The organism is Microcoleus sp. CAWBG640 (assembly GCF_020883015.1).
GTDB lineage: Bacteria > Cyanobacteriota > Cyanobacteriia > Cyanobacteriales > Microcoleaceae > Microcoleus > Microcoleus anatoxicus.
This window is the reverse complement of sequence record NZ_JAHRFC010000006.1, coordinates 62843-78857: the sequence shown is the minus strand read 5'-3', so window position 1 is coordinate 78857 and position 16015 is coordinate 62843. Positions and strand designations below refer to the sequence as shown.

The 16015-nt window shown below is 43.7% G+C and carries 4 protein-coding genes; all 4 read right to left on the bottom strand.

What is annotated here, in order from left to right:
* Window positions 1-379: 379 nt before the first annotated feature.
* Window positions 380-3388 (bottom strand): CHAT domain-containing protein, encoded by a 3009-nt coding sequence (locus AAFP11_RS05160; RefSeq protein ID WP_341736050.1) that lies wholly within the window; start codon window positions 3386-3388, stop codon window positions 380-382.
* A complete protein-coding gene (locus AAFP11_RS05155; RefSeq protein WP_341736049.1) occupies window positions 3385-5289 on the bottom strand; it encodes a ShlB/FhaC/HecB family hemolysin secretion/activation protein in 1905 nt (634 codons plus the stop codon). Before AAFP11_RS05155 ends, AAFP11_RS05160 begins: the two co-directional genes overlap by 4 nt.
* Window positions 5279-8059 carry a filamentous hemagglutinin N-terminal domain-containing protein gene (locus AAFP11_RS05150; RefSeq protein WP_341736048.1) on the bottom strand — a complete coding sequence of 927 codons (2781 nt, stop codon included), beginning with the start codon at window positions 8057-8059 and terminating at the stop codon, window positions 5279-5281. The genes AAFP11_RS05155 and AAFP11_RS05150 overlap by 11 nt, the downstream gene beginning before the upstream one ends.
* Before the next feature lie 316 nt (window positions 8060-8375).
* Window positions 8376-15401 (bottom strand): S8 family serine peptidase, encoded by a 7026-nt coding sequence (locus tag AAFP11_RS05145; protein ID WP_341736047.1) that lies wholly within the window; start codon window positions 15399-15401, stop codon window positions 8376-8378.
* Between the last annotated feature and the right edge of the window lie 614 nt (window positions 15402-16015).

Sequence of the window (16015 nt, the reverse complement as noted above, 5' to 3'; positions counted from 1 at the left end):
TTAATAAAGGTTATATCGTTTCCGGTAACACCGGAATGATATAGAGGACACGGCAGTGCCCATTGGTGTCAACTTAAGGTCAAACCCAGTCACAGACTGTTGTTTAACGATTAAGGCCAGATCCCCCCTAGCCCCCCTTAAGAAGGGGGGGACAAGAGTCTGATCAAAGTCCCCCTTCTTAAGGGGGATTTAGGGGGATCTAGACTTTGCTATGAACGAGAGATACCAAGGGTTTTAGGCGATTGTTGACACCTATGGGTACTACCGTGTCCTAATTTCGGCTAATAATTCCGATGCAACCGGAAACGATATTAATGGGGGTTATCTTACTCTTTCCTAGGGTTTTGTCTCCTAGATTGTCTTATTCAATCCTATGAGATTACAGCCAATTACCAACAATAACATAAGGTGCCCAAAAATGAGGTTCTTGGTCTTCTTTTGCTTGAAAGTACGCTTTTTGAGCATTATGAAGTGCTTTTGCCCTTGTCATTCCCGGTTGACGCAACTCTTCATAAAATCTCACTATAATTTTTGTATTGACTGCATCTTCTGCTACCCATAAACTTGAAATTGTACTGCGAGCTCCTGCCCGTATCGCTACCCCTGATAGTCCTAATACTGCTCTATCATCTCCCTGTGCTGTTTTGCAAGCACTGAGTACCAGTAACTCGATCGCTCGAACATCCTGTTTATTACCCCTCTTAATCAATTTATCCAAATCGTTACTTTTTAACAAGGTTCCAAAACCAACAAGAAAAGTTTTTTCTGGGTCAGAGCTAAACTGACCATGTGTTTTAATATGTAGAATGGGGATATTAGCCAAAGCCAACTCTTGTTGCAGGTTTGTTAGAGTAAAGTTTTCATTCAAAAATCTTTTGCTGATTGATATATTTTTTCCAACTCCATCCAATTCTTCTAATAATTTTTGGATTTTTTCAAAATTCTGACCTTCTAGTGTCTGGGGTAGATCCACACCTCCTAGCAACACTTTTAACTTGCTTGATTTTACTTGATTCCAAGGTTTAGGTTCGAGAAGCTGCAAACCGGGAACTAGAGCAAGAGCATAATCTTTTTCCATTAGATACTGATCTGAGCGCTCATCGTAAAGAGATCCCATTGGGATACCCTGTAAGGGTCTGTCTAAGATAAATACTAATGTTTTCACATCTCGATCGCTTTCTAGCAGTGATTCTATTGGTTGTATCAGCCATTTGTACAGTTTTTTTGATTCTGCTAAGACTTCAGGAGTATTACCTGGTTGAATCAAATAGGTTTGTAAATTTTTGATAGTATTTTTTACGAGTGTCTTTTGCTGGTAACTCTCCCGATACTCTAAGTCTTTTTTCCCAGGTAACTTCAAGATAATTGCCAAACGATTTGGTAAAATAATTGCATGGATAACTGCTGCTGTCGGATCGTATTTATCGGCAATTTTATCAATCTCTTCTGCCTTATTCACCACGACACAACCATCCCTAAAAAAGTTATCCAACTCAGCCACCTGAAGCGCCTCAATCACATTCCTAGCTTGCTTCAAATTTTCCTGAATAGGCTTATCCCCCTGCAACAACAAATCCACAAATTCCCGATAAACAGGCTCTACCCGATCGCGAAAATCGAACTGTCCATCCCGACTAATCGGCACAAAATCGTTGCGTAGCGACTGTAACGTATTAAATGCAGCCGTATAAGCCCCGATCGCCCCTTTAACATCCTTCGCCTCCCCAAGCCAACGAATCCGCCCCAATTGCCACTGCCACTGATAAGCCAGATCCGGCGCATTTAACTGAACATTCTGCGACAACAACAAAGCTTGTTCCGTACACTGTTGAGCCTCCAGCCACTGCTGATTTTTTTCATACACAGTACCCAAATTGCCCAAAGCATAGGCTGTTGCCCTAAAATCGCCCAAATCCCTAGCCAATGCGATCGCCTTTGCACCCAATCTGCCAACTTCTCCCCAAGAGACAGACTCAATATTTCCCAGCGCACTTTCAGCCACGATTGCAGAATTTGGCAAACAGTAATTCACTATTTTTTCTGAATTTACCTTAGACGAATTTGAAACATGATTAGGAGTTTCTAGTCGTTTTTTGAGGTCAACAAAACTATTCATCAAATTGACTTCCGCATAAACTAGCTTGTGACTTGGTGGCAACTTACTCAATTGAGACCAAATTTCTAACCGCAATTTTTCGATTTCCTTTGCATTTCCCGTGAATTCACTTTTACCCTTAACTAAAACACTTAATAAATTAAGTTGTGCCTGGACTTTGACAAAAGAATTATTCGCAGCCACCACCGCCGATTTTCCATAGGAATCTCTAGCCTTTTGGTAGTATTCTTCAGACTGCTTCAATTCAGACAAGAATTTGTTTCTATTTCCCAGAGCTTGATACGTATCACCTAAACTTAGTAAGACTAAAGCTTGTTCTTGAGGAGATTCTTGTTGAGTCACAACTTGCTCTACTTCTTCCAGCAACTGTTGAGACTCTTTCAAATAACCAAGCTGTCTCCACACATCGCCAAGGAGACGCGCCCCGGTAATTTGGATATTTTTCAAGGACACTTCGACTTCGCTCAGTGACCGTATACCATTTTGGCTCAGTGACCTTGTAGCATTGGTGACTGCTCTACTTTTTTTAATTGGTTCTAATTTTTTAGTAATTAACTGTTGACAATCCTGACTGGGAATGGTGAAGTTTTCGGAATTGTTTGATTCGATAACAGGGATGATGGCTTGGCAAGCTTGCTGATATAAACCTAATTCTTGCAGGGTTTTAACTTGAGCAATTAAACTACGTTTCCAGCCTAAATCATCCTTTAATTTAACATAAATTTTCGTTGCTTGCTTCCCGGTTTGCAAAGCAAGATTGATTTGTCCTTGTTCCCATTGTCCATTGGATTGAATATCGAGAATTTGGGCGATCGCCTTTAATTCCCCTGGCGACTGCACCCTAGACTCCTCCGGTAACAAACTGCGACTCTTGCCGATCGCACTATTTGCCTCTTCCCAACGCCCCAACTGTTGATATGTCAACGAAAGATTGCTCAGGGCGATCGCCTGATTCAACCAATCTCCCCCCACCTCAAAACCCGCAACAGCTTGCCGCCAATACTTCGCAGCCTCTGTAAACTCGCCAGCAGCATAACTGGTTCTAGCTAAATTCTCCCATGCTTGGGGCGATCGCGACTCATTACCAATTCCGGTTTTACCGGAATGATGTTGACTATTAACTGCGGTGCCCTGAGCGGAGTCGAAGGGTTGACTGTTGACTGCTATAGATTGAGCCTTGACATTTACCGCAAAAAATGCTGTCAATCCAACAACAAATAGGATAGTAAATAGCCTCAAACTGCGGCGGAATCTCTGACGAAATGGTTTCAAAAAGAGAACCTGGATATCACCGAAAAATGTAAACCTTTTTCTTGCCATGTTCTCCCTCTCGAATTCACATCAACTAAAGGAATACCCCAGTAAAAATTGGCCGACATACTATTACCCAATTCCCACCGCAAACCCGTACCAACCGACAGTAATAATTGACTATCTAAGCTGTCTCTACCCGAACTATTCCAAACCGTGCCAGCATCAACAAAAGGGGCAATTTGTAAAACTCCTAACCCTCGATCGGACCTGCCAACAATCGGAAACCTCAACTCCGCCGATGCCGAAATCCCATTATCAGCCAACAGAATATCCTGGCGATAACCTCTGACACTATTCCCACCCCCAATCCCAAATTGTTCCAGAGGTAAAAGCGTCCTATTCGCCAATTGTACATCAGTTTTTGCCACCAAAAAAGTGTCTCTCCTGAAGCGGCGAATCCACTGTCCCTGTCCCCGCCATGCCAAAAATCGGCTGTCAGGAGCTTCGCTATTAACAGTAGCATTAAACGCTCCCAATCCCAAACTAAATTGAGAGCGCAAAGCCAACAATTCATCATTGTTCCGCAAAGTCCAATCTTGAAAAAACCTGACTGCGAATATTCCCGTGCGCCCTTTGGCATCCGCCCCCGCAGAAAGGGGAAAATCTTCCCCTAAAATGGAAGTGCCACTTTCTCGCCTAGTTGCTGTCACTCCTAGGGCTAATTCTTGTCTGGGATTTCTCAAGACAGGCTGGCGCAAAGTTAGGTCAAAATATTGTGCTGCTGCGGTTATATCAACTTTTTCAAAAGGTTTTTCGATGATGCGATTTCCGGTAATACCTGCTGATAAATTAATTGTGCCATTGTGAGGATTCAAGGGCAAAGTATAGCTGAGGTCAAAAGCATTACTGCCGTCCGTATTGGTGTAAGCCAGACTCAAACCATCTCCTTTTCCTAATAAGTTAGCTTCGGTTAGTTGTAGTTGGCGGCGGAAACTGCCGATGCTAGGAGCCCGTCGATTATCTAGCAGCAATGCAGCACTAAATGTTTTTTCCTCCTCTAATTTAACTTCCAGAGCACTTCTGTTTGACTGGGAACCGGGTATCAATTCAGCAGAAATATTTTTAATTAAGGGATCGAGTTCGAGCAATCGCAGGGCATCTAGTAGACGAGAAACTTGTAAGGGCTGGGAGGCGATCGCCAAACGGCTACATATATAATTTAGATTGAGGCGCTGTTTTCCCGTCCGCCTTCTAACTCGAATTGATTCTAAACCACCTTCGACTATTTTAATTATCACTTCCCCAGCAGCGCCTCGGTTTTGCAACCTTTGATTTGGTTCTTCGCTAGTGCTAGGAATGTAGGCAAAAGAATTTATATATCCTCTGTCATTATAGAGTTTTGTTACTTCTGAAATAATTTGCTGCAATTGGGGAAATGTGATTCTGTTAGTATTGCTATCTAATTTTAGAAGTTTATTACTAATTTCTTGTTCTAGGGTTTTTTGACTGAAAACTGTATTACCAATGAAGCGGAAGTTAGTAACGGAGATTGCTTCGATTACTTCATTGGTTTTGTTGTCTTCCGGTGTTTGGGTTGTGGGAGATTGCGGTTCGGCCGATCGCACTGATATCGGACATTCATAAACTTCACTGGTATCGGAATTAGGTTCAGTTTGTCTTTGTAAGCTAGGAGTTGGTTCAGGCTGCGGTAGGTTTGGCTGGGAAGGGACTGTTTGGGGTGCTAAAGGTTCTGAGAGGTTAGGACTTTGAGTTGCGATCGGTGTTTGTGCTGTAAATTCTACTGGAAATACCGGAACAGTTTGCGCTTTCAGTGGCAAAAGCATCCAATTACTTGCTAATACTCCCACAGCTATTTGTAGGAGGCGATCGCCCTTTTTCTGATTTCCTTTATTGACCATAGCAACCACCAGTAGGTTGAACTGGACTCTGGAGGGTAACAGTGGCAGGATTAGCAGTAAAAATCACTTCTCCTTTGGTGTTAATTGCCCAACCTTGTGCCGATAGGATGGGTCGGTTAGGGGGGCCGACTTGTTGGCGTGGAGCCGTCCTGGTTCGTTGTTCTACAGGGGCTACAGCATCGGCTAAACCGACGGCGGTTGAACTATTGCTAGGTGTTTCCGCTGGATTTGCTGGCAAGCCGCGCCCAATTCTGGTGAAGGTTTTTTCGGTTCCTGATTGTCGCTGATTGGGGCAAATTTGGGCGATCGCATCTGGATTGACAATGGTTTTTGGTAATTGAACTACGCCTTGGGTGGGGTCAATATCGGGAGTATTAAGGAGAACTTGGCCGTCCAGTTGCGGGCCAGCTAGCGATGTAGCGGTGATGTCGCTGGTGAGGTTGGACGCTGGATCTGTGGCACGGCGCGATCGGGCACCGAAGATTCCTTCTGGGGCGGTAATTTCAACGCGGCCAGCTTCGCGGTTGACTGCATTGGCGGTGATGTCGCTGTTGATACCAGCAATTAAGGCTCTGGTATTGATGTTGATATTGCCACCTGTGGCATCGCCCGTGGCTGTTACCGTAATATTGCTGTTGTTACGCATCTGTAAGAAGTTGGAAACTTGGAGGTTGATGTTGCCGGAGTCACCGGATCTAGTTTCTGCGGTAATGGTTCCTCTGTCTAGTCGGATGTCACTGGCTGTTACCACCAAGTTGCCGGCAGAACCCGTACCCCTGCTCCCATCCACAGCCACACTTCCCCCATCCCGTACCCTCAGCAGTCCCGTACTAATCGTTACATTCCCTGCATCTCCGCTGTCCGTTGTCACTGCTGTCAAACGGCTGGGTAAGCGCCCGTCTGCCCTGACTAAGGGAGAAACCTCTGCTGGCACGATGCCGGAAGTTCCAGTCACTTCAATAGACTCCGAGGCATTGACTGTCAGAGAACCTCCCTTTCCACCTGCAAAAGTATCTGCCGATATCGCCGCTCCATCCCGAACCGTTAACTGCCTCGTTGTTACTGTCAAGTTATCTGCATTGCCAGCATCAGAGTCCGTTGCTCTCCCTGTGGACTGGGTGAACAAACCGCTGGGAGAGCCATCTATACCTGTGCCAGCGAGTTCGACAGATTCTCTGGCATTGACAGTTAAAGTCCCTGCTTGCCCGCTACCTTGAGTTGTTGCTGATATCTGACCGCCATTTTGAGCGATTAAGCGTTCTGTTTCAATACTGATATTGCCACCACGCCCGCTACCAGTAGTTAGAGCAGCAAGCGTTGCCCGATCTTGAATAATCAACTGCTCGGACGCTTGAATGATTATATTGCCTGCATTCCCCGTGCCCTTGGTGGAAGATGAAATTTCACCTCTATCTCGCAAAATTAACTCTCTGGTGGAAATGGTTAAATCTTGTGAATTACCAGAAGAATCGGGTTCAGCTTGAGTTTGCAAGGCGCTAACAATTCGACCATCTGCCGATCGCCCAATCACTTCTACAGACTCCGAAGCAGTTACAGTTAATCTTCCCCCTGAACCCTCAGAAAAAGTATTTGAGCCTATCTGTGCGCCATCTCGTAAAATTAATCGACCAGTGGCGATCGTCAAATCTCCGGCATTTCCTGTGGTTGGTGTAGTTTCGTCTTGGACATCAACTTGAGCAAATAAGCCGCTGGGCAAACTTCCGTCAGCATTAGTGCCACTCAATTCTATGGAATCTGTCGCTGTTACGGATAAATTGCCACCTCTGCCAGCACCGTAAGTAGTCGTATCTACATAACCGCCACCTTCAGCGATGAACTGTGCTGCTTGAATCGAAACCGTACCTCCGTCTTGGCTGCCGAAAGTCTGAGAGAGAATTCCTGAGTCCTCCGTCAGCACCACCCGCCGCCCCTGTACTTGAATAGTACCGCCACCTTCACCGCTAGCACTTACAACAGCACCCTGTGATAGTTGAATATCTTGAAAGTTCTGGACACCTGCATATCCCAAAGCGAAACCTGAGTCATTGAAAGTCAGGCCAACTAAACTGTTAGCACCGACGCTGCCAAGTTCAATTCTGCCTCCCGGTGCTGTCAAAATTCCACCGGGAACAATCACATCGCCGCCCACTAGCGCTAAAGTTTGACCCGGTAAAACTTCTAAACCTACAGGGTTCTGATTTCCTTCACCACTGTTTTCAAAAGCAGAAAGGGCCGCAGATCGATCGACAATTTGACCGGGATTCGGACCAAATTGCAAGCTAGTGGGAATGCTGATAGTTAGCAGAGGAGTTGTTTGGGGATTGGTAGCACTGAATGATGTACCGTCAGCGAAATTGATGCTATTAGCTGTAGTGCCTAGAAACGAGCCACCGATATTCAGGCTGGCATTCGGGCCAAAAATAATCCCGTTGGGGTTGAGGAGAAATAGGTTAGCGTTACCGTTGGCTTGAATCAAGCCATCAATGTTAGAAATTGACCCGCCTGTGACGCGAGTGAAGATGTTTTGAATTGTATCAATGTTGTTGAAAAATGCCGTGCCGCCAGTGGGGACGGAAAATTCGCGAAAGCTATGGAATAGGTTGCCGCCCGCTGCTGTGCCACCTTCAATGGTGAAGGTGTTGTCGTTTGAGGTGACGGTGGAGTTGTTGGGTAAAGTGGCATCCGGGACAATTTGGGCAGTTACCAAAGTTGGAAAACCACACACATAAAATAGAATACAGAATATTTTTGCCGTTGTTTTATTGCTCACGGGGATGCACGATGTAAAAAAGGGCGATCGATGAAAATCCAGGCAGAAACCGGGTTTTTTTACAAAAATACTGCACCCAACCTTTAAGACTGGTGAAAAACCCGGTTTCTTTAGTATTTATACGCAAGTCCTAATAATCTTACAACACAACGAGCTGAAGATATCATCATCGCCGGATTAATTATGACAAATCATCGTTTTGTAGGGGTAGTGCCCCCGTGCCTACCCTCCCCGTCCACTGTAGGGTGCGTCGCTGCGATATCTTGGATATATGCTGAAGTATAGGTGGCGACGCACCCTACGGATTAACTATTATTTAACCAATCTTATATTTCAGTAGAACAGCATCAGTAGAACCTGCATAAGCTTGACCTTCCAAAGAACCGCTAACACTACCAGTTATGTAGATGTTGTTAGCATTATCAATGACTAGCTTATATGCAAGATCTTCACCAGCAGTACCTACCTGTTGACTCCACGAACGAACTCCATTGCTATCCAACTTGGTTACAAAGATATCATAGTTTCCTGCATTAGTGCTGCCATCTAAAGAACCTTGAGTGTGACCAGAAACATATATATCACCATTTTTGTCTACACCTATTCCGGCAGCATTTTCATTGGCAACCGTACCAAATTGGTTTTGCCAAATCAGATTGCCGTTGCTATCATACTTGACCACAAAAGTATCTGCGCCACCAGTATTGTTACTAGCATTTAGAGAACCCCTTGTACTTCCAGTGAGATAAACATTACCAGCATTATCAAGAGCTACTCCATAGGCGGCATCGGAGGCTAATGTACCAAACTGACGCAACCAAACTTGGTTGCCATTAGTATCATATTTAGCGATGAAGGCATCTGTTCCATCCACAGGAACTCCTAAACTCCCCTTAGTATTTCCTACAATATAGCTATTACCAGCATTGTCAGTAGTAACTGCCCGCACATTTTCTTCTTGACTTGTGCCAAAATCTTTTACCCAAACCTGATTACCATTAGTGTCATATTTAGCGATAAATGCGTCTTGATTTGGTATTTTTGAATACGCTTTTGAAATATCGAAGGAACCCCAGGTATTGCCAGCAACATAGGTATTAGCTGCACTGTCAATCCCTACTCCCGTAGCGTAGTCTCCCAATTGGAAGTCTGTATTTATACTACTGAATACTCGTTTCCATATTTCATTACCGTTGCTGTCATACTTATTGATGTAAGCATCATAGCTGCTAGTGTATCCCACAACATAGATATTATTGGCTGTATCAATCTTGACTCCATAACTACCATCTGTTGAACTGTCACCTAAAGATTTCTGCCAAAGTTTGTTGCCATTACTGTCATACTTGGTGAATAAAGTATCCCAGTTACCCGTATTTGGATCTCCATCCCCTGTCAAACCAACCATATAAACATTTCCAGCACCATCAGTAGCAATATCCCTACCCATCTCCTGAAGCGGAGTACCAGTCTGGCGTACCCACTCAAGCTTGGGATCGGAATTTCCTTTAACTTCAAGGCTCTGAGAAAACTCCGAAGTGTTATTCTTCGGATCGGTAGCCGTAGCAGTAATAAATTGACCAATTGGCACTGCCACTGGTAACTTAATCTCAACAGTCGCATTACCACTGCCATCTGTCGTCACATTCTGGAATCCCAGGAACTTCTCTCCCTCACCATAACCGTCGCCATTCAAACCATTATTGCCAACACCAGGGTTATCTAAAACTTGGTTAGAGAAGAACTCTACTCTGAATGTAGTATTGGGAGTGCTATTTATCTTCCCTTTAATACTCGTATTCCCACTGCTAGAGATAGCTGAACTCAACTGTGGAAAATTTTGTAAATTGTTAGAACCTGTGTCGCCATCTCCTAAATCATTCAGTATCAATCCATTATCTCCCAAATCAATTCCAAATTTATCATTCGTAGAAATGGAATTAGATAAAACAGCATTGCCAGTGGAACCAGAACCATTAATAAAGATGCCATCTTTACCGTTGCCAAATATCAGGTTTCCAGCCTCAATCGTTGTCCCGCCAACCGTGTTATTACTTGCATTCCAAATAGCAACACCGCTATATCTATTGCCCAAATCTTTACTGCCAGTGACATCACTACCGAGATAGTTACCTTGAATCAAATTGCTATTGGCATTCGATCCGTTAATGTAAACACCATCATTATCATTCCCAGATATGATGTTACGTGCTTTAACCGTTTTACCACCAATAATATTATTCGGTGTCCAAACTGATATGCCACTAAAGCCGTTGCCAAAATCTTGAGTACCAGTTACATCAGTACCAATGAAGTTTTTTTCAATGATGTTGCCACCATTACCAGTCAATCGGATACCATCAATACCAAAACGATTAATGGTTAATCCTCTGACTGTACTGTTGCCAGCAGAGATGTATAAACCATCCACTATGCCAGCATTACTGCCATCTAATTCAATCACTGGACGATTTGAAAATCCAGGCTGAGTAGTGCCATCAATAATCGCTGAATCGGTAATCTGTGGCAGTGGTGATAGTGGTCGAATGGTAAAAGCATTGGTGCTGGTATTGTAGCCCGGATCTGTGTTCGGAATCTTGAAGATAACTGTATCCTTCCCAGGGCTGCTATTAGCCCAATTTAAAACTGCCCGTAAACTCCCAGGTCCGCTGTCTTTGGTATTGGTAACAACATTGGGAGACTCGTCTAGTTCCAATCCGTAAAGATTCAGCTTCCAAGTATTCCACTCTCCTTTTAATTGGTTGCCATTGCGATCGCTAACTTGCAACTTCCATTCACCCTTTGATAACTCACCCCAGTGTCGGATCGAGATAAACTTCCACTCTTTTGAATCAGGTACAATCTTATCGCTGTTGTTGGAATTTGGGATTTCAGGTATGGTATTTGCTAACACTGATTCAGTGCCATCTGGTGCAATGAGTTTTACTGTGAAATCACCCCAGTCTGGATGGGTTGCATCAAGAATTACTTCTGCTGTTTCAAGAATAATATTCTTGGAAATCGTCGTCTTCGCTTCTATTCCCGTTTTGTTACCATCAGGAATCGCTGTCATCACATTCTGCAAATCAGAAGTCACTGAAACTTGCTTACCGACTGGTGTCCAATTAACCGCAGCTTTCACCGCAGCAGCCGCATCAATCCCTCCAAAGCCTTGTTCATAACTCACCCAAAATCCTGCTTTATTCTGCTCCCATTTGGGTTTCCCTTCCCCATCTTTGCCATTGAGGTCATTTTTTTGAGCTGTCTTGGCCAAAATGTGCTGCTCATCGCGCATGGTTAGTTTAGGATTAGCCTCTAGCATCAAAGCGATCGCTCCAGAAACTAAAGGTGCAGCGGCAGAAGTCCCGCCAAAATCGTTAGCATAGCCACCAGAGCCATTTTCAAAAATATCTGTGGTGGTAATCCCTTCTGGGTTATTGGGAGCTCCATTATCGGAGGATGCGGAAATGAAAATTGCCGATCCTGGTGTACTGTAAGTGACGTGATTTCCTGCTTTATCGATCGCACCTACGGCGATCGCATTACGGGAACTAGCAAAACTATTATAATTGACATTCCCGTTGAAGTTCCCTTCATTGCCACCAGCAAATACATAGGTATTTCCCAGCCCATTTCGACCTTTGGTAACTCCAGTTTGCAAGGCTTGCAAAGCTAAAGGTTGCCGGCTCATGTATAGAGGGCCCCAACTATTATTGAAAATATCGATCGACTGATTGCGATTAGATTGTCCCGGTTGTGTCTGAGGATCGAACAAAGCATCAGCAACCTGTTTTCCCAAGGGGTCAACCTTATAATTGAGTGGATCGGTGTTACCAAATAGTCGCAGTCCTGCTAATTTCGCTTCAGGAGCCACACCAACTATACCTTTGTCATTTTCAGTCGCTGCTGCAATGCCAGCAACAGCAGTTCCGTGAGGGTTAGCAGTTTTAATTTGTAATGTCCAACGTTTCAAAAGTTCTTGACTAAGTTGGCGCATTTCGTCCGCATCATACTCATCTGGATTGGGATTCTTAATTTCTAGTTGCCAATTCCCACCCGCATAACTCCCATAAAATTGATTCAGATTGAAGCTTTGAAAGCTATCTTTGTTAAAATTAATTTTTGCCTTTTGCAAGAATTTCAAATCATCCATCCCCGGCCACCATAATCCTACAGAAGAACCAGCACGCCGATAGAAAGGGCCGAACGCATCTTCATTAGGACTGTACAGAAATACTTGCAACTCTTCTGGCTTTGGTAAATTAGCTGGCAGAGATTGAACTAAATCGAAGCTAGCATTAACACCTGTCACCATCCCTGTCAAATTCACAGGCATAGAGAAGGCTATACTACTCCAACCATTTACTATTGGTTGTGACAGATTCGCTGTAAAGCTAGTTGTGGATGTTGGCGATGGATCGCTATCTTTATCAGTAAAATCCCAACTCAAATTCCGGTTATACCGATTTGTTAAGTCTCGGTGATTGTATTCCAAACCATCATCAACAATCCCAATAGTTACGCCCCTCCCTCGCACTGTTTGAGAACTTGCAGGATTAATTACATCCCAAGTTGCGGGGACTTTCGCATTCTGTAAATTCCATTGCTCTTTGTATAAGGTGTCCTTCGGTTCGTACAACAACCTTAAGCTAACTGGCACCTGCGGGTAAGCATATTCTACTCCTCCGATTGTTGCTAGCTGAGCCGCCACATCTTTCGGAGCGATTTCCTTTGGAAATTCCCAGATAAAAGTATTGGGAATGTGGCCGGTATCTCCCAGATCGATCGCACCAATACTAGCTGCTAACTGCTGTGAAGACTGTCCAGGTGTCACCCAAACCACCCACTCCTTTGTTTCTGCTAAAGCTTCTGGCGGGTAGCTGTCGAGATTTGCAGCACCAACGATCGCCAATCTGACTTCATCAGACAACCCATCTTCACCCGGATCGCTAATCAGCGCAAACTTTTGACTCGATACTGGGCTAGCACCACCGGATTTATCATAGGCGATCGCAGATAATTGATAGCGCCCCGGTGCTAAACTGGTCAAATTATCACTAAAATTGAATCTACCAAACCCATCGCTATCACTGGTGAATTGAGTAACATCATTAGCAATTTCAATTTTCTCACCACCTTCTTTTTGGAACCAAAAATCGACTTTAGCAATATCGCCGACTCCTTGATCGTCAAAAACCTTAGCGCCACTAAAACTAATTTTTTCACCCTTGGTATAAAGGGGTAAAGTTCTAAATTGTAAATCTCTTGGCGCTGTATTCGTTGGTGTTGGCGTTGGAGTTATTGTCGGAGTTGGAGTTGGAGTTATTGTTGGAGTTGGAGTTGGAGTTGGAGTTGGAGTTATTGTCGGAGTTGGAGTTGGAGTTATTGTCGGAGTTGGAGTTGGAGTTGGAGTTGGAGTTATTGTCGGAGTTGGAGTTGGTGTTGGTGTCGGAGTTGGAGTTGGAGTTATTGTCGGAGTCGGGATAGCTTCCTTGACAGTCAAACTTTTGACTACCGTATTGCTGGTAGCCCCTTCTTTATCATAGGCGATCGCCTTTACCTCATACTTCCCTACACTCAAATCCGGCAAAGAATAGCTAAAATTTCCCCATCCAAGGCCATCAGCCACGAAAGTTACAGCATTACCAACCTTAATCAATGCACCGCCTTCCTTTTGCACCGAAAATTCTACACTTTTCAGGTTATCAACACCATCAGCATCGTAAACTTTACCACCCGTAAAGCTAATGTTGTCTCCCACCGTGTATGTACTTGAACTCTCAAATTGCAAGTCTTTTGGTGCTGTATTTACTGGTATCGGCGTTGGAGTAGGCGTTGGAGTAGGCGTTGGAGTAGGCGTTGGAGTAGGCGTTGGAGTAGGCGTTGGAGTCGGTGTTGGTGTTGGAGTTGGAGTTATTGTCGGTGTCGGTGTTGGAGTTATTGTCGGTGTCGGTGTTGGCGTTGGTGTTGGCGTTATTGTCGGTGTTGGCGTTGGAGTTATTGTCGGTGTTGGTGTTGGCGGAACCACCACTTCAGGATTTTTGACTGTAAATTCTTTAGTCACCACAGTGCTAGAATCACCTGTTTTATCATAGGCGATCGCAGTCAATTGATAATCACCAATTCCTAAGCTATTGAGCGAGTAGTCAAAACTTGCAAACCCAGCACTATCCGCTGTAAAATTTACAGCATCATTGCCTAGCTTTTGCCAATTATTCTTATCTTTATTGAGCCAAAAACTTACTTGCTTGAGGTCACTAACTCCTTCCGCATCATATACTTTAGCGCCAGTCAAACTAACTATATCCTTGGGATTGTAAATATCTTTGACATTGAATTGTAAGGAAGTAGGTGCTGTATTTTTAGGTACTATATTAACTTGGTCGTTAATGTATTTCACTACATCTGGCAATTTCGGTCGCCAATCAAGTGTAGGCTCGATCACCTGATCGAGTGCGATCGCCTTTCCTGTCGCATTCGTGATTTGAAAAATCGTATCATTATAATCGCGATCGCTCCCTAAATCCACCCGTAAATCTTCCATGACAAACACATTGCCCTTTTCATTCACATCTGCTATTTGACCTATATGAAAAGCCTCAGATGGATTAGCTTTAGCCAGCGAAAACAAAGGACGTTTCGTACTACCGATACTGGGATTATTAAACACTTCTTGTACCGTCCCATTCGGAACCAGCATCAGCCCAAATTTATCCCCCGGTCTCATCGTAAAGTATTGAACACCTTTATATTCTCCAGAATTCTGGTTAGCTTCCCAGGGTAAAACCGCATCAAACTTAGCTCCTTGATTGAAGTCAGAAATTACCACATGACCAAAATAAGAATTGCTGATAATTCGCCGACTGGTTTCCTTAATAAACTCGACCGAATCAGGATTAAATGCTCCCAGTCCCTCCAAGCTGAACATCCCAATTTCACCTTGGAATGTGCCACCATCCAGCAGCAAATCAAAACCTACTTCCCCTTGTGGATGAACATCAAAAAAACCTGATTCAAAAGGTGAACCGGTCAGAGAGTCAATGGTTAGCTTATAATTGGTATCACTACCTGCTTGTTGAACTTCTAAAGAATAGTTGCCTATTCCTAAATTGCCAAAATTGATGACTTTAGGAGCGAGGGGGTCTAGTTGTGTTATGGATAAAATCCTGTCATTGCTATCTTTTAGTAGCCAGTTTATAGGAGCGCTTAAACCAGAAAATGATATGTTCAGATTGCTCGGTTCCGTAATCTTAAATTTATAAGTATCATCGGGGGCTGCAAAGTTAACCGAGTCTTGGTGACTGTATGTATTTTTAAAATTACTAATATCTAAAATCGACATTGTTTATATTCCCCTGATAAATTGACAACACACAAAAAAAATAGCCTTAATTTTGGCTGTGAGCAAAATACGCAGGATTTAAAATGCCGATGTGTCGCCGAAACTCGCCAAGCAGTTTCACGGAAAAAATAAGTGATACTTATGATTCCCTGATTCTCAGCTTAGTCTTCGACTTGCTTTAACAGCAATTCAATTCGTTTGCAGATGCTTCTAACCCTGAAATTGAAAGTCAGAACTGATATATGAATATGATGTACTTGATTTTTGGTTGAATTTTTATCTAGACCGTTAGCATTATAGGTGAATTTTAGAGCTATATTGCATTTTTTTATAAATATTTTGCTTTCCGCCTGCTGTGACCAAGAAAGCTAAACTCACGGGATTACAAGAAAGTGAGAGCAAAAAGAAGAAAACAGCAGAAAAAAGCCATAAAATAAATATTTTCATCCCTTAAGAAACCCTTGATGGCCATCCCCCATGCCCCGACACACTATATCCGCATAACCACTTAACAGGTTAAAATATTTATACCAACCCCCAAGGAGGTTCTATAATTCTGTCATTCCGATCCTTGACAAGGTTCAGGAGAGTGAAAAATCTCGCAGATACTTGGC